At 68.3% G+C, this 18,176-nt stretch carries 18 protein-coding genes; 8 read left to right on the forward strand and 10 right to left on the reverse strand.

The window, feature by feature from the left end; genetic code table 11:
* Positions 1-5: 5 nt before the first annotated feature.
* The 4 genes from AC3B5T_RS11295 to AC3B5T_RS11310 form a co-directional block, all read right to left on the reverse strand.
* Positions 6-1,172: an acyl-CoA dehydrogenase family protein gene (locus AC3B5T_RS11295; RefSeq protein WP_055475252.1), complete on the reverse strand. Its 1,167-nt coding sequence runs from the start codon at positions 1,170-1,172 to the stop codon at positions 6-8.
* A gap of 2 nt (positions 1,173-1,174) precedes the next feature.
* Complete coding sequence (locus tag AC3B5T_RS11300; RefSeq protein WP_055475251.1) at positions 1,175-2,098, reverse strand: enoyl-CoA hydratase; 924 nt, start codon at positions 2,096-2,098, stop codon at positions 1,175-1,177.
* Positions 2,099-2,162: 64 nt separating this feature from the next.
* Positions 2,163-2,636, reverse strand: a complete 474-nt coding sequence (locus AC3B5T_RS11305) for a hypothetical protein (protein ID WP_044505915.1) — start codon at positions 2,634-2,636, stop codon at positions 2,163-2,165.
* A 120-nt stretch (positions 2,637-2,756) separates the two neighbouring features.
* On the reverse strand, positions 2,757-3,686 hold the full coding sequence (locus tag AC3B5T_RS11310) for an IclR family transcriptional regulator (RefSeq protein WP_055475250.1): 930 nt from the start codon (positions 3,684-3,686) through the stop codon (positions 2,757-2,759).
* Between the two features lie 86 nt (positions 3,687-3,772).
* Here AC3B5T_RS11310 and cysD point away from each other — a divergent pair, with 86 nt between their 5' ends.
* From cysD to AC3B5T_RS11325, 3 genes are read left to right on the forward strand one after another with little or no spacing between them, the layout of a single operon-like run.
* Positions 3,773-4,720, forward strand: coding sequence for a sulfate adenylyltransferase subunit CysD (gene cysD / locus AC3B5T_RS11315; RefSeq protein ID WP_193363253.1), 948 nt, complete (start codon positions 3,773-3,775; stop codon positions 4,718-4,720).
* Positions 4,720-6,582 carry an adenylyl-sulfate kinase gene (cysC, locus tag AC3B5T_RS11320; RefSeq protein ID WP_055475249.1) on the forward strand — a complete coding sequence of 621 codons (1,863 nt, stop codon included), beginning with the start codon at positions 4,720-4,722 and terminating at the stop codon, positions 6,580-6,582. The genes cysD and cysC overlap by 1 nt, the downstream gene beginning before the upstream one ends.
* 54 nt (positions 6,583-6,636) lie before the next feature.
* Positions 6,637-7,416 (forward strand): 3'(2'),5'-bisphosphate nucleotidase CysQ, encoded by a 780-nt coding sequence (locus AC3B5T_RS11325; protein WP_055475248.1) that lies wholly within the window; start codon positions 6,637-6,639, stop codon positions 7,414-7,416.
* A 15-nt stretch (positions 7,417-7,431) separates the two neighbouring features.
* Here AC3B5T_RS11325 and AC3B5T_RS11330 read toward each other — a convergent pair whose 3' ends face one another.
* The 3 genes from AC3B5T_RS11330 to eccA are packed head-to-tail and all read right to left on the reverse strand — an operon-like array spanning position 7,432 to position 10,294.
* Complete coding sequence (locus tag AC3B5T_RS11330; RefSeq protein WP_010842112.1) at positions 7,432-7,971, reverse strand: hypothetical protein; 540 nt, start codon at positions 7,969-7,971, stop codon at positions 7,432-7,434.
* A gap of 14 nt (positions 7,972-7,985) precedes the next feature.
* The gene (locus AC3B5T_RS11335; RefSeq protein ID WP_055475247.1) at positions 7,986-8,453 is read right to left on the reverse strand and encodes a hypothetical protein; all 468 of its coding nucleotides are present in this window, start codon (positions 8,451-8,453) and stop codon (positions 7,986-7,988) included.
* A gap of 59 nt (positions 8,454-8,512) precedes the next feature.
* Positions 8,513-10,294: a type VII secretion AAA-ATPase EccA gene (gene eccA / locus AC3B5T_RS11340; protein ID WP_055475246.1), complete on the reverse strand. Its 1,782-nt coding sequence runs from the start codon at positions 10,292-10,294 to the stop codon at positions 8,513-8,515.
* Between the two features lie 204 nt (positions 10,295-10,498).
* Here eccA and purL point away from each other — a divergent pair, with 204 nt between their 5' ends.
* The 3 genes from purL (at position 10,499) to AC3B5T_RS11355 (ending at position 13,757) form a co-directional block, all read left to right on the forward strand.
* Complete coding sequence (gene purL, locus AC3B5T_RS11345; RefSeq protein ID WP_197282755.1) at positions 10,499-12,793, forward strand: phosphoribosylformylglycinamidine synthase subunit PurL; 2,295 nt, start codon at positions 10,499-10,501, stop codon at positions 12,791-12,793.
* 147 nt (positions 12,794-12,940) lie between these two features.
* Positions 12,941-13,312 carry a CD225/dispanin family protein gene (locus AC3B5T_RS11350; RefSeq protein WP_010842108.1) on the forward strand — a complete coding sequence of 124 codons (372 nt, stop codon included), beginning with the start codon at positions 12,941-12,943 and terminating at the stop codon, positions 13,310-13,312.
* Positions 13,313-13,400: 88 nt separating this feature from the next.
* The gene (locus tag AC3B5T_RS11355; protein WP_055475245.1) at positions 13,401-13,757 is read left to right on the forward strand and encodes a DUF2752 domain-containing protein; all 357 of its coding nucleotides are present in this window, start codon (positions 13,401-13,403) and stop codon (positions 13,755-13,757) included.
* On the opposite strand, the gene AC3B5T_RS11360 is transcribed toward AC3B5T_RS11355, so the two are convergent.
* A complete protein-coding gene (locus AC3B5T_RS11360) occupies positions 13,743-14,669 on the reverse strand; it encodes a glycerophosphodiester phosphodiesterase (protein WP_488358762.1) in 927 nt (308 codons plus the stop codon). The genes AC3B5T_RS11355 and AC3B5T_RS11360 overlap by 15 nt on opposite strands.
* 83 nt (positions 14,670-14,752) lie before the next feature.
* Here AC3B5T_RS11360 and AC3B5T_RS11365 point away from each other — a divergent pair, with 83 nt between their 5' ends.
* Positions 14,753-15,832: an NAD(P)H-dependent amine dehydrogenase family protein gene (locus tag AC3B5T_RS11365; RefSeq protein ID WP_488358690.1), complete on the forward strand. Its 1,080-nt coding sequence runs from the start codon at positions 14,753-14,755 to the stop codon at positions 15,830-15,832.
* A 75-nt stretch (positions 15,833-15,907) separates the two neighbouring features.
* Here the strand turns inward: AC3B5T_RS11365 and ykgO are convergent, their stop codons facing one another.
* A complete protein-coding gene (ykgO, locus tag AC3B5T_RS11370; RefSeq protein WP_044505924.1) occupies positions 15,908-16,030 on the reverse strand; it encodes a type B 50S ribosomal protein L36 in 123 nt (40 codons plus the stop codon).
* Positions 16,031-16,096: 66 nt separating this feature from the next.
* The gene (locus AC3B5T_RS11375) at positions 16,097-17,605 is read right to left on the reverse strand and encodes a glutamate-cysteine ligase family protein (RefSeq protein WP_488358691.1); all 1,509 of its coding nucleotides are present in this window, start codon (positions 17,603-17,605) and stop codon (positions 16,097-16,099) included.
* Between the two features lie 55 nt (positions 17,606-17,660).
* Between AC3B5T_RS11375 and AC3B5T_RS11380 the strand changes: the two genes are divergently transcribed.
* On the forward strand, positions 17,661-18,077 hold the full coding sequence (locus AC3B5T_RS11380; protein WP_044505926.1) for a sterol carrier family protein: 417 nt from the start codon (positions 17,661-17,663) through the stop codon (positions 18,075-18,077).
* Positions 18,078-18,176: the final 99 nt, after the last annotated feature.

Here is an 18,176-nt window from a genome sequence, read left to right on the forward strand (position 1 = left end):
GTGTTTCACCGATCTCCGCGGGGAAGGCCGAGCAGGCGTTCGGCGATGACATTGCGCTGGATCTCGTTGGTGCCCGCATAGATCGGCCCGGACAGTGAGAACAGGTAGCCGTCGGTCCACTGGTCGTCGAGTTCGGCTGCGGGACCCTGCAGGTCGAGCGCGGTCTCGTGGGCGGCGATGTCCCACTGGGACCAGAAGACCTTGTTGATCGACGACTCCATGCCGAGGGAGCCGCCGGCCGCGAGGCGACTCACGGTCTGATAGGTCGACAGTTCGTAGGCACGCGACCCGATCCACGCATCCGCCACGCGCGCATCGGTGTTCGCCGTCGGTGGGACGGCGTCGCGGTTCGACCGCCAGAGCTCGACCAGGCGGTCGGTGGTGGCCAGGAACCGGCCGGGTGCGCGCAGCGACAGTCCGCGTTCGTTGGCCGCGGTGCTCATCGCGACCCGCCACCCGTTGTCCACCTCGCCGATGACACCCGACTCGCCCGGATTCGACGGGTCGTCGGGGACGAAGACGTTCTCCAGGAACAGCTCGGCGAACCCGGCCTCGCCGTCGAGCTGCGCGATCGGACGGACGGTCACGCCCTCACCGCGCAGGTCGAACATGAAGTAGGTGAGACCCTTGTGACGCTGTGCCTGTTTGTCGGTGCGGAACAGGCCGAAGGCCCGATCGGCGAAACTCGACCGCGAGCTCCAGGTCTTCTGGCCGTTGAGCAGCCAGCCGCCGTCGGTGCGCACGGCGGTCGATCGCAGCGATGCGAGGTCGCTGCCGGCCTCGGGTTCGCTCCACGCCTGACCCCAGATGTCGTCGGCGTTGGCCATCCGCGGCAGGATGCGTTCCAGCTGAGCGGGACTCGCGTGCTCGAACAGGGTGGGTGCGAGCAGGAAGATGCCGTTCTGACTCACTCGCCCGGGCGCACCGGAGCGGTAGTACTCCTCCTCGAAGATGACCCAGTGCAGCAGCGGGGCGTCGCGGCCGCCGTACTCCTCGGGCCAGCTGACGACCGACATCCGGTCGGCGGCCATCGTCCGCTCCCACTCGCGGTGTGCCTCGAATCCCTCGGCGGTGTCCATCGACGGAAGTGGTTCGCGCGGAACGTTGTCGGCCAGCCAGGCGCGGACCTCGGCCCGAAAGGCGTCGGCGGCGTCGTCGAAGAGCAGGTCCATGATCAGCTCCCCGATGCCGCTGCGGTTCCGGTGGACGCCGACGCCTTCATCGACTTCGCGTCCATGCCGCCGAGCGAATCGCCACCCGCCTCGGAGTTGGCGGCATGCGCGAAGTGGTGCCACCCGAACACCGAGTCCATGGCGGTGCGCAGCCCCATCTGGTCCTCGCAGATGTTGACGGCCTTCTTACTGAGGAACAGACCCTGCATCGGCATGGCGACGGCCTTCTCGGCGATCTCTTTCACCTTGGTCTCGAGCGCGTCGCGGGGGACGACGTGGTTGACCATGCCCCAATCAGCGGCCTGCGTCGCGGTGAAACGTTCGCCGGTGAACAGGATCTCCTTCGCCCGGCGCGGGCCGAGCACGAAGGCGTGCGCGAAGTACTCGACGCCGGGAATGCCCATCCGTGCGACGGGATCGGAGAAGAACGCGTCGTCGGAGGCCACGATGAAGTCGCAGATCCAGGCGAGCATGAGACCGCCCGCGATACAGGCGCCGTGGACCTGTGCGATGAGGGGTTTGGGGATGTCGCGCCACCGGCGGCACATCCCCATGTAGACCTCCATCTCGCGCGCGAGACGCTGGTCGGCCCCGGTCTTGTCGGTGTGGTCCCAGTGCAGGACGGCCGCGTTCTCGTAGTAGGTGTCGAAGTCGCGTTCCGGGGTGCCGATGTCGTGGCCGGCGGAGAAGTGCTTGCCGTTCGCGCGCAGCACGATCACCTTCACCGCGGCGTCGTCGACCGCCTTGCGGAAGGCCGCGTCGAGCGAATAGGTCATCACCGAGTTCTGCGCGTTGCGGTACTCCGGGCGGTTCAGCGTCACATAGGCAACCGCGCCCTCGGGTCCGCCGGTCTCGTAGGCGACCGGTGAGGTGTCCGGGCCCAGATCGTCGGGTCCGAGCGGAGGTGGGATGACGACGTCACTCATGCCCCCGAGACTAACCTAGCAAGTGCTTGGTTGGTAGTCGGTGTGGGTGATCGGCGGAACTGGCTCAGGGGATGACGACGCTCCCGCTGCAACTCGTGGACGGGATGCTCCAGAGCGCGTTGCGGTTGACCGCGCCGAAGGTGACGTTGACGCGACCCCTGCCGATCTGGCTGACGGGGATCACGAAGTAGTGGACGCCCTGGTAGGGCGGGTTCACGCGGACGTTGCTCACCTTCGAGCCGCGCTTGCCGGTGGCGAGGTTGTGCCAGTCCAGGCGTGCGGAGGACTGGTATCCGCCGGGGAAGTAGCTGGTGAAGTCGGTGGCGATGTAGGCATTGCCGGCGTACGTGCTGACGATGGTGCGCCGCGCCAGGAATGGGACGTCGACGACGTTGGGGCTCAGGCCGATGCAGTTCGACAGCGGATACTCGCGCGTCACCGCGTTCGCCTCGCCGGTGGCAGCGGCGCCGAGGCCGGCGGCCGAGGTCAGTGCGATGGCGGCCGCGGCCAACCGGGTGATCGTCTTCGTGCCGGGCATGTCTCGACTCCCTTGCTGGTGGCGGTGATCGGATGGCGTGATCACCGGTCAGTTTCCCCGTGGGAAGCCCGTTTTGTGTCGTTTCGGCGCAGCGTGTTCATTCGATCGGTGGATGGGTTCTCACCTGAGGTGGCGTGAGATCCCGTCGGCGGCAGCCCGGGTGGCCTCGCCCAGCCGGTGGAGCTCGTCGACGCGGAGCTCCCGGTTCGGGCAGACGACGATCGCCGCCACCACCCGCTGCCCGGCATCGAAGACGGGTGCGCCGATGGTGACCACCGGCACCCCGGTGTCGTCGGCTGCGCACGCGTCGATCTCCTCGGGCAGGTAGTCGATGACGGACAGCTCGGTGAGCAGGTCCCCGACCCTCGCGCGCAGGGTGTCCGACATGGTGTCGAGGGAGCTGAGGGCCTCGATCATCGCCACGTGGTCGTCGGTCATGCGCTCGATCGAATAACCGCGGTCGGCGACGACGTCGAGCACCATGCGGAGTCGTGTGCGGGTGGACTCCGCGGCCTGGCCGACCCAGTCCGACCGCGCGTCGTCCGGGTCGAAGGCGATGAACTCGCGGCAGATCGGCGGACGGAGTCGAATCCGGCTGCCGTTGCGCAGCCACGGATGTGGCGCGGACTCCGGGGTGAGGTGGGCCGGGAACGCATGCGAGGCGAGGGTGACCGCATCCGTCGAGGTCCGCCGCGCGACGAAACACGGGATGTCGAATCGGTCGCAGAGTTCGCGCGCCGCCGATGCGGCCCAGCGGACGAGGTGGTCGGCGCTCTCGGCGCTGCGGACGAGGCCGACGAAGGCCGGTCCGACGGCGAAGGTGCCTGCCGACGGATCCCGGATCAGCCACCCGCACTCGACGAGTTCGGAGACGACGGCATGGGCGGTGGCGCGCGACATCGAGGTCTGGCGGACGATCTCGGCCAGGGTCATCGACGGCTGCTCCGCACCCGCGAGGAGTTCGACGATGCGGACGACCCGGGCGGTCGGCGGCGACGCGGCGCGTGCCGGTTGACGCGCGGCGGAGAAGTCACCTACGGTTTGTGTCACATTGTCAACACTTAGTGTCGAATATTCGACATGTCAAGGGGGTTGCTCCGGTGGCCATCACCATCGATGCCGACGGCGAACGTCGTCTGGATCGCACCGAGTCCACAACCGATGGACGTCCGTTCCACCGCGGCTACGAGCTCTCGCACCTCGCCGCGCTCGAGGCCGAATCGGTCCACATCTTCCGAGAGGTCGCCGCCACCTTCGAACGGCCGGTTCTGCTGTTCTCCGGCGGCAAGGACTCGGTGGTGATGTTCCACCTGGCACGCAAGGCCTTCTGGCCGGCGCCGATCCCGTTCCCGCTCATGCACGTCGACACCGGACACAACTTCGACGAGGTGATCGAGTACCGCGATCGGGTGGTCGCCGACACCGGGGTCCGCCTGATCGTCAGCTCCGTGCAGGACGACATCGACGCCGGGCGGGTCGTCGAGCAGACCGGGCCGGGCGCCAGCCGCAACCGGCTGCAGACGACGGCGCTGTTGCGCGGTATCACCGAGAACCGTTTCGACGCCGTGTTCGGCGGGGCGCGTCGGGACGAGGAGAAGGCGCGGGCGAAGGAGCGTGTGTTCAGCTTCCGCGACGAATTCGGCGCGTGGAATCCGCGCGAGCAGCGACCCGAGCTGTGGCGGCTCTACAACGGACGTCACGCCAAGGGCGAGCACATCAGGGTGTTCCCGTTGTCGAACTGGACCGAACTCGACATCTGGCAGTACATCGCGGCCGAGGACATCGATCTGCCGGAGATCTACTACGCGCACCAGCGCGAGGTCATTCCCCGCGACGGCATGCTCCTCGCGAAAACCCGCTTCCTGCAGGAGTTCCCGGGCGAGGAGGTGCGGACCGAGACCGTGCGGTTCCGGACGGTCGGGGACGCCACGTGTACCGGCTGTGTCCTGTCCGGCGCCGACGACGTGCTGAAGGTGATCGAGGAGATCGAGGTGACCCGGCTGACCGAGCGTGGCGCCACGCGCGCCGACGACCGGATCTCCGAGTCGGGGATGGAAGACCGCAAGAAGGAAGGCTACTTCTGATGGGCGACCTCAACGCCGTCGGCGGCGCGACGGAGATGCTGCGGCTGGCGACCGCCGGTTCGGTGGACGACGGCAAGTCGACGCTCATCGGGCGACTGCTCTACGACTCGAAGGCGATCTTCACCGACCAGCTCGAGTCGATCGAGCGCACCAGCGCCGAGCGCGGTGACGAGTACGCCAACCTCGCCCTGCTGACCGACGGGTTGCGTGCCGAACGCGAGCAGGGCATCACCATCGACGTCGCCTATCGCTACTTCGCCACGCCCAGGCGGAAGTTCATCATCGCCGACACGCCGGGCCATGTGCAGTACACGCGCAACATGGTGACCGGTGCGTCGACCGCCGATCTGGCGATGATCCTCATCGACGCGCGCAAGGGCGTGCTGGAACAGACGCGGCGGCACGCCTTCCTGTCGTCGCTGCTCGGCATCCCGCATCTGACGGTCTGCGTGAACAAGATGGATCTCGTCGACTGGTCGCAGGAGCGGTTCGACGAGATCTGCGCGGACTTCGTCGATTTCGCGACCAAGCTCAACGTCGTGGACCTGACCTTCATCCCGATGTCGGCCCTGCGGGGCGACAACGTCGTCGACCAGTCCGCGGCGATGCCCTGGTACGAGGGGCGGCCGCTCCTGAATCATCTCGAGCACGTCTACATCGCGTCCGACCGCAACCTGATCGACACCCGTCTGCCCGTGCAGTACGTGATCCGGCCGCAACGCAGCGATGGTGCCGACCACCGCGCCTACGCGGGTACGGTCGCGGGCGGAGTGCTCGCCAGGGGTGACGAGATCGTGGTCTTGCCAAGCGGTTTCAGCACCACCATCACCGAGATCTGGGCGCCGGGAGGGCAGCCGGTCGACGAGGCCTTCGCGTCGATGGCCGTGTCCGTCGAACTCGCCGACGAGATCGACATCGTGCGCGGCGACATGCTGGCGCGGCCCAACAACCGTCCGTACGTCGGCCGCGACCTGGACGCGATGGTGTGCTGGTTCGCCGAGGACGCCGAGCTGCGACCGGGGAACAGATATCAGCTGCTCTGCGGCACCCGGCTGACCCGGGCGCAGGTGAACGGACTCAACTACCGCCTCGACGTCAACTCGCTGCACCGCGACGAGAAGGCGGAGGGGCTGTCGCTCAACGAGATCGGGCGTGTCGCCCTGCACACCCAGGAGCCGGTGACCTTCGACTCCTACCGGCGCAACCGGGACACCGGCAGCTTCATCCTGATCGACGAGGCCACCAACCGGACCGTCGGGGCGGGGATGATCACCGCGCCGGTGAGTCACGACAGTCACGTCGTGTGGCAGGCGACGAAGGTCACCCGCGAGCACCGTCCGCACCACGGCGCCACGATCTGGCTGACGGGTCTGTCCGGATCGGGCAAGTCGTCGCTGGCGGTCGAGCTCGAGCGGCGCTTCGTCGCCGAGGGGCGTCCGGCCTACCTGATGGACGGCGACAACCTGCGGCACGGGCTGAACTCGGATCTGGGCTTCTCCGACGACGACCGGCGCGAGAACATCCGCCGGACCAGTGAGGTCGCGGCGCTGTTCGCCGACTCGGGATCGGTGGCGATCGTCTCGCTCATCAGCCCCTTCGCCGAAGAGCGGCAGCGGGCCCGCGAGATCCACGCCGAGCGCGGGTTGCCGTTCTACGAGATCTTCGTCGACACCCCGCTCGCGGAGTGCGAGCGACGAGACCCGAAGGGGCTCTACGACCGCGCGCGGCGGGGGGAGATCAGCCAGTTCACCGGTATCGACTCGCCGTACGAGCGGCCGTCGAGCCCGGATCTGGTCATCACCCCCGACGACGGTCCGCCGTCCGAGGTCGCCGACCTGGTGCTGCGTAACCTGGGTCTGTGAGTGCGTGGAGCGCTGTCTCCATGCCGTCCCGGTACCCGACCGAGAGGAATCCCCGTGACCGACGATCGTGCCCTGGCCGGTGAACTGGCCACCGCCGCAGGTGAACTCCTGCTCGACATCCGGCGCTCCAGCGGATTGACGGGCAAAGAGCTCGGTCAGGAGGGTGACCGGCGGTCCGACGAGTTCATCCTCGGGCGTCTCGCGCAGGAGCGCCCGGACGACGCGGTGCTGTCCGAGGAGTCGGCCGACGACAAGTCGCGGCTGTCGGCGTCGCGCGTGTGGATCATCGATCCGGTCGACGGCACCCGCGAGTACGGCACGTACGAACCCGGCGGCGGTCGGACGGATTGGGCCGTGCACGTCGCGCTCTGGTCGGCGGACGAGGGACTGATCGCGGGTGCGGTCGCGCTGCCGGCCCTCGGGGTGACCTATCTCGACGACGGTTCGGCCGTCGAGCCCGTGGAGGGCCTTGCGTCACGCCCCCGGACCGGTGTCCCGCGCGTCGTCGTGAGCAGTTCACGCCCACCGGCCTTCGCCGACGAGGTGGCCGCGGCCATGGCGGGCGAGGTGCTGCCGATGGGGTCCGCCGGGGCGAAGGCGATGGCGGTCGTGCGCGGTGAGGCCGACGCGTACGTCCACGCCGGCGGCCAGTACGAGTGGGATTCGGCCGCGCCCGTCGCCGTCGCGAAGGCAAAGGGCCTGTGGTGCGGTCGGATCGATGGTTCGCCGCTGGTCTACAACAACGAGGACACCTACCTGCCCGACCTCGTCATCTGCCGGCCGGAGTTCACCGAGGCGATCCTCACGGTCACCACCGAGGGCGCGGGCGGCTGACGAACCCGTCGCGCCTCAGTGCGTGACGACGACCTTGATCACGACGATCACGGTCGCCACCAGCGTGACCGCGCCGGCACTGAACACCGTTCCGCGGCTGAGCTGCTCGTGGTTGAGTCGGTCGATGACGAAGACCGTGCCGCCGATGCGCAGCAGGATCACGATCTCCGCGACGAGCTGGGCGGTACGGGGTTCGATCCAGCCGATCAGGCCGAGCAGCAGGATCGCGCAGGGCAGGAGCGCCGAGGTCAGGATCGGCACCGAGTCGCGGAGATGGCCCAGCACCTCCGATCTCGTCGGCTCGATCGGGCCGTCGGACACCCGGCGGGCGACCGCCTCGGCGAAGATGTGTGCGATGAAGGTCGACGCGGCGGTGCCGGCGAGGATCGCGATACCGACGAAGTCGTCCTCGACGTGCAGCGGGATGAGTACCGCGAGGATCAGGATGTTGCCGTAGATGTAGGCGCTGATCCGCGGCGCGGCGTGCTTGCGCTCGAGGGGGCTGTCGCGGCTGAACAGTGGTCCGTGCAGCAGGGTCCACGGACGATCGCTCATGGTTGAGAAAGCTATCAGCGCGGGACGAGTTCGGCGACGACAGCGGCGATGGTGTCGTCGGGCCGGGTGAGGCAGACCGTCGCCGCCACGGTGGCCACCTGTTGCGCGTTCGAGGTCACGTCCAGCTCGCGCAGCACCGCCGTCCGCGCCGCGTCGTCGAGTCCGCGGAACTCCGCGCACGTCATGGTCGACGCGGCCCCGGAACCCGACCCGCGCGACGGCGACGCGGTGGTGCGGGTCGGCGTTCCGGTGGTGGTCCCGCGGGTTCTCGACTCGGCGCTGGTGGTCCCGCCGGAGCTGGGCTCGGTGCTGCTGGTCTCGGTGCTGCTGGACGCGACGCTGCTCGTCGTCGACGCGGCGGTCCCGGGGGCGGGCGCGGGTTCGTCGGACGAGCACGCCCCGAGCGCGAGGGTCACCAGCGCGGTCAGGGTGATGGTCGCGGCCAGCTGCGCCGGACGGTTGCGGCGGGCGGGGACGGACATGACGGGACTCCTCGGAGAAGGTGATCCGGGTCGGGACCCGGCTGGTGATGGCGGGGCGGTCAGCGCATGAGGCCGGAGAGGACGCCGGAGATCGCGGCCCGGACGTCCGCGGTCTCGATGCGCATGAGGTCGTCCTGGCTGAGGGCGTCGAGATCGCCGGCACTGCTGAGGCGGAACTCGCGCTCCTCCTCGGCCGCTTCGATGATGTTGCGGATGAACCGGCCGTTACCCGCGAGGTCGGTGGAACGGCGCGTGGTGCCCTGATGCTCGCGGACATCGTGGTACAGGGGCGAACAGGCCTGCTCGATCTCGAACATCGCCTCGTGGGTCAACGACGAATCCCGCTTGCGCGCAATGAACTCGGCGATACGAGCGAGCTCGTCGGGGGTGTAGGAGTCGAAGCGCACGCGGCGGGCGAAGCGCGATGCCAGGCCGTCGTTGGACGCGAGGAACCGGTCGATCTCGGCGTCGTAGCCGGCGATGATGACGACGAGCCGGTCACGGTCGTCCTCCATCCGGGCGAGCAGCGTGTCGACGGCTTCGCGGCCGAACGCGTCGCCACCGGACAAGCCCTGCTGGATCAGCGTGTACGCCTCGTCGATGAACAGGACACCGTCCATCGCGGAGTCGATGAGTGCCGAGGTCTTGATCGCGGTACTGCCGAGGTGCTCGCCGACCATGTCGCGGCGGGTCGCCTCCACGACCTTGTCGGACTTGATGAATCCGAGACCGCAATAGATCTTGGCGACGATGCGCGCGACCGTCGTCTTGCCGGTGCCGGGCGGACCGGTGAAGGCGAGGTGCAGGCTGCGCGCCGATGTCGACAACCCGCGGTCGGCGCGGACCTTTGCCAGTGTCGCGGTGGACTGGAGCTTGGCCACCTGCTGCTTCACCGAGTCGAGGCCGATCTGTTCGGCCAGCTCGCGCTGCGCCTCGGTCACCAGCGAGCTCTGGGTGTCGGAGTCTGCGGATCCCGACACCAGCGTCTCGGCGCGATCGGGGACCGACTTCGGGTCCCACCGGTCGGTGCGTTGCGCGATCTGCTCCGGTGTCGTGGCGGTCACGCGCAGGGAGGGCGACCGGATCGCCTCGGCCGCGGCCGCCAGCGACGGGTCACGAGCATAGGCCTGCTCGAACATCGACTTGGCCTTCTCCTCGTGGCCCTGCTCGCGCAGCGCGAGGCCGTAGACGAACATCGCCTGGGTCGAACACGCCGCGATCGGGCCGTCGACCGCGTTCTGCAACCGTCGCATGCCCTCGCCGAGCATGCCGAGATGGACACACGACGTGCCGGCCATGAAGTCGGCGACGGCCTGCATGTACGGGTCGTTCCACCGATCGGACCTGGTGAGCGACGTCAGGACGTCGGGCCAGCGCTGGGTGGCGAAATGGAGGAAGGCACGAACGAAGTCCACGATCGGCACGCGATGGGCCGGGGGCACCTCGTCGAGAACCTCCTCGGCACCGGCGAAATCTGCGCCGCGGACCAGGCTGGCGGCGTAGGCGGCCGTCGCCTCGACGGCGCTCGACGCCGGGAAGTCGATCATCATGCCCGTGTACCAGCGCCCCGCGATGGTGCCGGGGGGAAGTCCGAGCCGGCGCTGCTCGGCGCCGATCGATCCGCGTGCGCGGTAGAGGCCCAAGAGGACCTCGTTGCTGTTGTCGCCGCAGGCGAGGCGGCCGATCCAGGCGTCGCCCAGGGACGGGTCCCATTCGGTCGCGCGGGTGAAGGCCTTGGCCGCCTGCGCGGGATTGTCGACGGGTTCCTGACCTTCGACGGGGATGTTCAGCGACAGGACACCGAGTTCGAAGAGCGCCCTCGCCTTGCGGACATCGGCCATCGCTTCCCCCTGTGTCGTCCCATCCCGTACGGAGTCCCCTGTATCGATCTCCCCGGGTGCAACGGCGACACACCGCGAGGGCGGTCGCCGGAGACAGAGTATCGCTAGACCGCGCCGGCACCGGGCGCAGATCTCCCAGGGCCCGACCGGCGGCCGGACCGCCCCGGCGGCCGGAACCGGCCGCGCCCGCCTAGACTTGTCTGCGTGAGTGCCCAGGTGGATACCGTCTCAGCCGCTGCCCAGACCCCGGATCATCCGCAACCGTTCCGCGAACTCGGTCTCAAGGACGACGAGTACGCGCGGATCCGCGAGATACTGGGTCGCCGGCCCACCGACGCGGAACTCGCCATGTACTCGGTGATGTGGTCCGAGCACTGCAGCTACAAGTCGTCGAAGGTGCACCTGCGCTACTTCGGCGAGACCACCACCGACGAGATGCGCGCGAGCATGCTCGCCGGTATCGGCGAGAACGCCGGTGTCGTCGACATCGGTGACGGCTGGGCGGTGACCTTCAAGGTCGAGTCGCACAACCACCCGAGCTATGTCGAGCCGTACCAGGGTGCCGCGACCGGCGTCGGCGGCATCGTCCGCGACATCATGGCGATGGGCGCCCGTCCGATCGCGGTGATGGATCAGTTGCGCTTCGGTCCGGCCGACGCCCCGGACACCCGGCGCGTGGTCGACGGTGTGGTGCGCGGCGTGGGCGGCTACGGCAACTCCCTCGGCCTGCCGAACGTCGGCGGCGAGACCGTCTTCGACGCCAGCTACGCGGGCAACCCGCTCGTCAACGCGCTGTGCGCGGGCGTGCTGCGCACCGAGGACCTGCACCTGGCCTTCGCCTCGGGCGCGGGCAACAAGATCATCCTGTTCGGTGCGCGAACCGGTCTCGACGGCATCGGCGGAGTGTCGGTACTGGCGTCGGAGACCTTCGACGATTCCGACGGTTCCGGCCCCAACCGGAAGAAGCTGCCGAGTGTGCAGGTCGGCGATCCGTTCACCGAGAAGGTGCTCATCGAGTGCTGTCTCGAGCTCTACCACGCCGGGTTGGTGGTGGGCATCCAGGATCTCGGTGGCGCCGGATTGTCCTGTGCGACGAGCGAACTCGCCGCGGCCGGCGATGGTGGCATGCACATCGACCTGGAGAAGGTGCCGATGCGCGCCGAGGGCATGACTCCGGCGGAGGTCCTCTCCAGTGAGTCGCAGGAACGCATGTGCGCGGTCGTGACGCCGGAGAACGTGGACCGCTTCCTCGAGGTGTGCCGCAAGTGGGACGTCCTCGCGACCGTCATCGGTGAGGTCACCGACGGCGATCAGCTGGTCATCACCTGGCACGGCGAGACCGTCGTCGACGTGCCGCCGCGCACCGTCGCCCACGACGGCCCGGTCTATGAGCGCCCGGTCGCCCGACCCGACTGGCAGGACACCGTCATCGCGTCGACCACCGAGCCCCTGCAGCGCCCGGGCACGCCCGACCAGCTGCGCGAGACGCTGCTGGCCATGCTCGCCTCGCCCGCGCTGTGCAGCCGCAAGTTCATCACCGATCAGTACGACCGGTACGTGCGCGGCAACACCGTCCTCGCCGAGCACGCGGACTCGGGGATGATCCGCATCGACGAGGAGTCCGGGCGCGGCATCGCGCTGGCGACCGACGCCTCGGGCCGGTACACCTTCCTCGATCCCTACCGCGGCGCGCAGCTCGCGCTGGCCGAGGCCTACCGCAACGTCGCCGTCTCCGGTGCGACGCCGAAGGCCGTCACCAACTGCCTCAACTTCGGCTCGCCGGAGGATCCGGCGGTGATGTGGCAGTTCCAGCAGGCGGTCCGGGGACTCGCCGACGGCTGTGCGCAGCTGGGCATCCCGGTCACCGGCGGCAACGTGAGCTTCTACAACCAGACGGGGGCGACGGCGATCCTCCCGACCCCGGTGATCGGCGTCCTCGGCGTCATCGACGACGTGCACCGCCGCATCCCGACCGGCCTCGGAACCGAGCCGGGAGAGACCCTGATCCTGCTCGGTGAGACCCGTGACGAGTTCGACGGATCGATCTGGGCGCAGGTCAGCCACGACCACCTCGGTGGCGTGCCCCCGCAGGTCGATCTCGAGCGCGAGCGGCTGCTCGCCGAGATCCTCGCCGCGTCGTCCCGGGACGGATTGATCTCCGCGGCACACGATCTCAGCGAGGGCGGTCTCATCCAGACCGTCGTCGAGGCGGCCCTGGCCGGTGAGACCGGGTGCCGGATCCTGCTGCCCGAGGACGCCGACCCGTTCGTCTGGCTGTTCTCCGAATCCGCCGGCCGGGTGCTCGTGGCGGTCCCGCGCACCGAGGAATCACGGTTCACCGCGATGCTCGACGCGCGCACGATGCCGTGGACGCGCATAGGTGTGGTCGATCAGGGCAGCGACGCCGTCGACGTCCAGGACTACTTCTCGGTGCCGCTCGCCGAACTGCGCGAGGTGCACGAGGGCACCCTCCCGAGGTTGTTCGGCGACGCCGTCTAGTCGCATGCCCTAGTTGCGCCCCGCAACGTTCGGATCGGTGACGATTCCGTTGTACGTCAATGGAATCAATATCTTTTGTGGACGTGTCGTGCCCGGTCACGGTCGGTTACGCTCCTTGAGTTCTCTGACCGAGTCGAAAGGGCGCAGATGAGCTACCCCAATGATCCGAACCAGCCGCCGAACTACGGCGCGGGTGGTTACGGACAGCAGCCGTACGGCGGGTTCCCGGGCGGCAACCCGGCCGGTCCGGAACCGGACAACAACCTCGTCTGGGCGATCCTGGCCACGGTGCTGTGTTGCCTGCCGCTCGGGATCGTGTCGATCGTGAAGTCGACCTCGGTCAGCAAGCTGTGGGCGGCCGGTGACTACGCCGGCGCGCAGAAGGCTGCCGACGAGGCCAAGAAGTGGGCGATGTGGAGTGCGATCTCGTCGGTCGTCATCTGGGTCCTGATCGTCATCGTCTATGTCATCTTCTTCGTCATCCTCCTCGGCGCCTCCGCGTCCACGTCCACGTACTGAGCGCTTCGAGAGGGCCGTCCTCGGACGGGTCTCGGCCCTCTCGAAGCATCGGTACCTCGGGCCGGCGACCGTTGTCGCCGGTACCGGGATGGTCTGTGCGGCAGTGTGGTTCGCCGATCCCACGACGCCGGGCGGTGCCCTTCCGGTGTGTCCGACCAAACTGATCTTCGGCGTGACGTGCCCGGGTTGTGGATCGTTGCGGGCCATCTACTCGCTGCTACACGGCGACGTCCCGGCCGCCCTGCACTACAACGCCGTCGGGGTGCTGGCGATGGGGCTGCTGCTCGTCGCCTTCGTCGCCTACTGCGTGCGTCTGTGGACCGGTCGCCGGGTTCGCAGCTGGCAGCACCTCAGATACTCCGGCGTCGTCGTGCTCGTGATCGTCCTGGCCTGGTCCGTGATCCGGAACATCCCGGTCGAACCGCTCTGGTCACTCCACGTCTGAACGCCCGGCGGCACCGCGAATCCAGCGGATCAGCCGCGAACCGGGATCGCGCACGGGGCCGTCGACATCGAGAGTCGCCAGCGCCTCGGGGTCGTCGGTCGTGATCTGATCGACCCGCAACTCGAGCAGCCGCCTGATCTCCGGGGCGACGCGTGGCCCGACCCGGGTCACCGTGTACCCGTCGACGAGACGACCGCGCTCGTGAAATGCGCCGATCAGGTCGTGGCCGCGGCGGTCGGCGGCCAGGATCAGCCGATTCTCCAGGTACACCATCTCGGCTTCCGGTGACGCCGCCACCGCCCGGTCGACGAACCCGTCGAAGTCCCCGGACCGTAGTGCTGCCTCGGCGGCGCCGTGATGGCAAGGGTCATAACCGATCCGGATGCCCGGCGCGGCCGAGGTCAGCGTCTCCACCGCCGCAGCGTCGCCGCACGACAGGATGTAATGCCCTGCGTGGGGTGCGACGCTGCGGGCGAACACCTCCACGGCCGCGGCGTCGAGCGCGGCGTCGTCCTCCTTGAAGTCGAGCTGGAGCGACGCGGTGGGCGCGATGTCCACCCCGTCGAAGAGGTCGGTCAGGTCCTCGAGCAGGAGGACGCGGTCGTCGATGGGGCGGCCGGAATTGTCCCGCAGGTGCAGGTCCCGCAGATACGACGCCGGGAGTGCCGACACCGCGCCGGTACCGGTGGTGGCGTGATCGACGGTGCGGTCGTGCAGGACGGCGAAACCCCGGTCGGCGTGGATCACCAGATCGACTTCGATGCTCGCGCCGAGCCGCATGCCCTCGACGATCCGGGTCGCGGTGAACGCCGGGTCGTCGACGCGGCGCCGGCCGCGATGCCACTTGAGCATCGTCCGATGACCGTCGTGGTCGATGTGGATCGGGGCGTCGGCGGGGCCCGTGGGCGACATGGCAGTCACAGCACCCGACCTTAGTGGAGCGCATCTCACCGAATCGGCACGCCGAAGTTGGAACGTGTTCTAGTTTGATTCGCATGACATTGCGAGTGGTCGAGTGGTCGACCGGAACCGTCGGACGACATGCCATCGCCGGGATCGACGCCCGGGGAGACCTGGAACTCGTGGGGGTGTGGGTGTCCGACCCCGCGAAGGTTGGCAAGGATGCCGGTGAGCTGGCCGGTCTCGATCGCGAGCTGGGTGTCGTCGCCACCGGCGACCGCGATGCGTTGATCGCCTTGCGGCCGGACTGCGTCGTGCACACCGCCATGACCGACGATCGCGTCATGGAGTCGATCGAGGACCTGATCTTCTTCCTGGAGAACGGGATCAACGTGGTCTCGAGTGGGCCGGTGGTCCTGCAGTTCCCGCAGGGCATCCTGCCCGACTCACTGCTGCAACGGATCTCCGACGCCGGGAAGGCCGGCAACGCGAGCCTCCACGTCAACGGCATCGACCCGGGCTTCGCCAACGACGTGCTGGCGCTGGCGATGACCAGCCTGTCCCAGCGCATCGACGAGGTCCGCTGTCAGGAGATCGCCGACTACTCGACCTATTATCAGCCGGTGGTCATGCGTGACCTGTTCGGCTTCGGACAGCCGCTGGACACCACGCCGCTGATCTTCGCGCCCGGCATCCTGTCGATGGGGTGGGGGAGTGTCGTGCGACAGATCGCCGCCGGACTCGACTTGGTGCTCGACGAGCCACTCGTCGAACGCGTCGAGCGGGTGGCGGCCGATCGCGACTATTCGACGGTCTCCGTCGAGATCCCGAAGGGGACGATGGCCGCGGTCCGCTTCGAGGTGGCCGGTCAGGTCGACGGCGTGGATCGTGTTGTGCTGGAGCACTATACCCGCACCCATCCCGATCAGTGCCCGGAGTGGCCGTCCCCGCACGAGGGTGACGGCTGCTACCGCATCGCCATCTCCGGCGAGCCCGAGATGGCCGTCGAGTTCGGGCATCACGGCGAGAACGGCGACCACAACGTGTCCGGAATGATCGTCACCGCGATGCGACTGGTCAATTCCGTTGCGGCGGTGGTCGATGCGAAGCCCGGTCTGGTCACCGCACTCGATCTCCCGCTCGTGACCGGCCGGGGGCTCTTCGCGCAGAAGTAGCCGCAACCCCGGCTTGACAGATCCCGTTGCGTTTTGTCCCGGTAACCGGGACAAAACGCAACCGGATCGCTGCGATCAGCCCTGGCGCGCCTTGAATCTCGGGTTGCCCTTGTTGATGACGAAGATGCGACCCTTGCGCTTGACCACCTGCGAGCCGGGCTGGTTCTTCAGTGAACGGATGGATGCACGAACCTTCAACGGAGCCTCCTTAATGGAAATTGTTTCCATTAAAGCAGGCTCGTCGCCCTGATCGACGGCTGGGTGTCAGACCTGCCAGGTGTGTACCGGCTCGCCCTCGTGCATCTGGGTGACGTAGTCGCGCAGCATGCCCTGTAACGCCTGCTCCCGGCTCTCGCCCGCGCGCTCGCGGGCCGCGACCGCCTGGCGCTGCCAGACCGACCCGGTCTGGCGCGAGATGCAGCGTCCCTCGATCACCGACAGGTAGCGCTTCAGGGCCTTGTCGGAGACACCGAACCGGCGCAGTCCGTCCTCGGCGAGCACGAGGAGCCGGCGCAGGACGAGCTCGTCGGGCCGCACCCAGCCGACGTCGGGCCAGTACAGCTGGGACTCCATTCCGGTGCGGGCGCCGGACTGCAGGTTCTCGGCGGCGGCGTTGAACGACATCCGCGACCACAGCGGCCGGTCGGATTCGACGAGACCGCGGACGACGCCGTAGTAGAACGCGGCGTTGGCCATCGTGTCGACAACCGTCGGGCCGGCGGGCAGCACGCGGTTCTCGACGCGCAGGTGTGCCTGTCCCTCGTGGATGTCGTAGACCGGACGGTTCCAGCGGTAGACGGTCCCGTTGTGAAGGCGCAGTTCGTCGAGGGTCGGGATGCGTCCGGAGTCGAGCTCGGCGAGCGGGTCGGTGTCGGTGGAGACCGGGAGAAGGGCGGGGAAGTAGCGGGTGTTCTCCTCGAAGAGGTCGAAGATGGTGTTGATCCACCGCTCCCCGAACCACACTCGGGGCCGCACGCCCTGATTCTTCAGCTCCAGCGGACGGGTGTCGGTGGCCTGCTCGAAGACGGGGATGCGGCTCTCGTGCCACAACGCGGTCCCGGCGAGGAACGGCGAGTTGCCGGCCAGGGCCACCTGCACCCCGGCGATGGCCTGGGCGGCATTCCAGTGGGAGGCAAAGTCTTCCGGTGCCACCCGGAGATGTAGTTGCAGCGAGGTGCAGGCGGCCTCGGGCAGGATCGAGTCGGTCGCGGTGCGCAGGTGCTCGGTGTGGTGGGTGTCGGTCAGTGGGACACCGGTGATGTCGATCTCGAGGTCCTCACCCCGGGCCGCGAAGATCTGCTCGTTGAGCAGGTCGTACCGGGGGTTCGCCGAGATCCAGTGATGTGCAAAGTGTTCGGACTTCAGCGTCGGCAGCATGCCGATCATCACCAGGTGGCTCGAGGTCTGGGCGGCGCGCTGTTCGGCCCGGTTGAGCGACGTGCGCAGCGCCTGTTCGAGCGAGATCGTGTCGTCGGTGGTGAACGGTCGCGGCGAGACGTTGATCTCGATGTTGAACTGCCCGAGTTCGGTCTGATAGTCGGGATCGGCGATCGCCTCGAGGACGGCGGCGTTGGCCATCGCCGGCCGCATCTGCTCGTCGACGAGGTTCAGTTCGACCTCCATGCCGAGCAGCGGCTTCGGCGGACGACCCTGATCGGTGAACAATCCGTCGGCGAGCATCCTGGCGATCGCTTCCGTCCCGCGACCCACCTGGCGCCGGAAACGGACCCGGTCCTCGCCGGTGAACTGCTGCTTGGACACCTCGGCTCCCATGCGGTCAATACTGCCCGATCCGAACCGCCCCGAACCCTCTTGGGAGAATGGCCGGGTGCCACCACGCAGGAGAGTGGACCCAGCAGAGGTCCGAGCCGCAGTGCTGGCCGTCTCGGACTGGCTCGTCGACCCCACCGCGCCGCCGCCGGGACGCGCCGCCCTCGCCGACGCAGTCCGGCAGTCGGCCCGGACGCTCGAACAGCTCGCGCCCGGCAACTCGGTCGAGGTCCGGGTACCCCCGTTCGTCGCGGTGCAGTGCATCGAAGGACCCCGCCACACCCGTGGGACGCCGCCGAACGTGGTCGAGATGTCGCCGCGGACCTGGCTGCTCCTCGTGGCCGGTGTCCTCACCTACGACGACGCCCTCGCCGCCGGCGACGTCGACGCCTCCGGACACCGGGCCGGGCTGATCGCCGATCTGCTCCCGCTCGTCCCGATCGCGTCCTCGGGTGACCGCGGAGCCGGAGTGTGATTCATCACTCGCCGGGGTGTCGCGGAATTACCCGCAGGCCGACACTGCTGGAAGATTCGCATCGGGAGCCGACCGACCCGTAAACTCCGTGATGTCTCC

The organism is Gordonia sp. G4, from assembly GCF_057770005.1.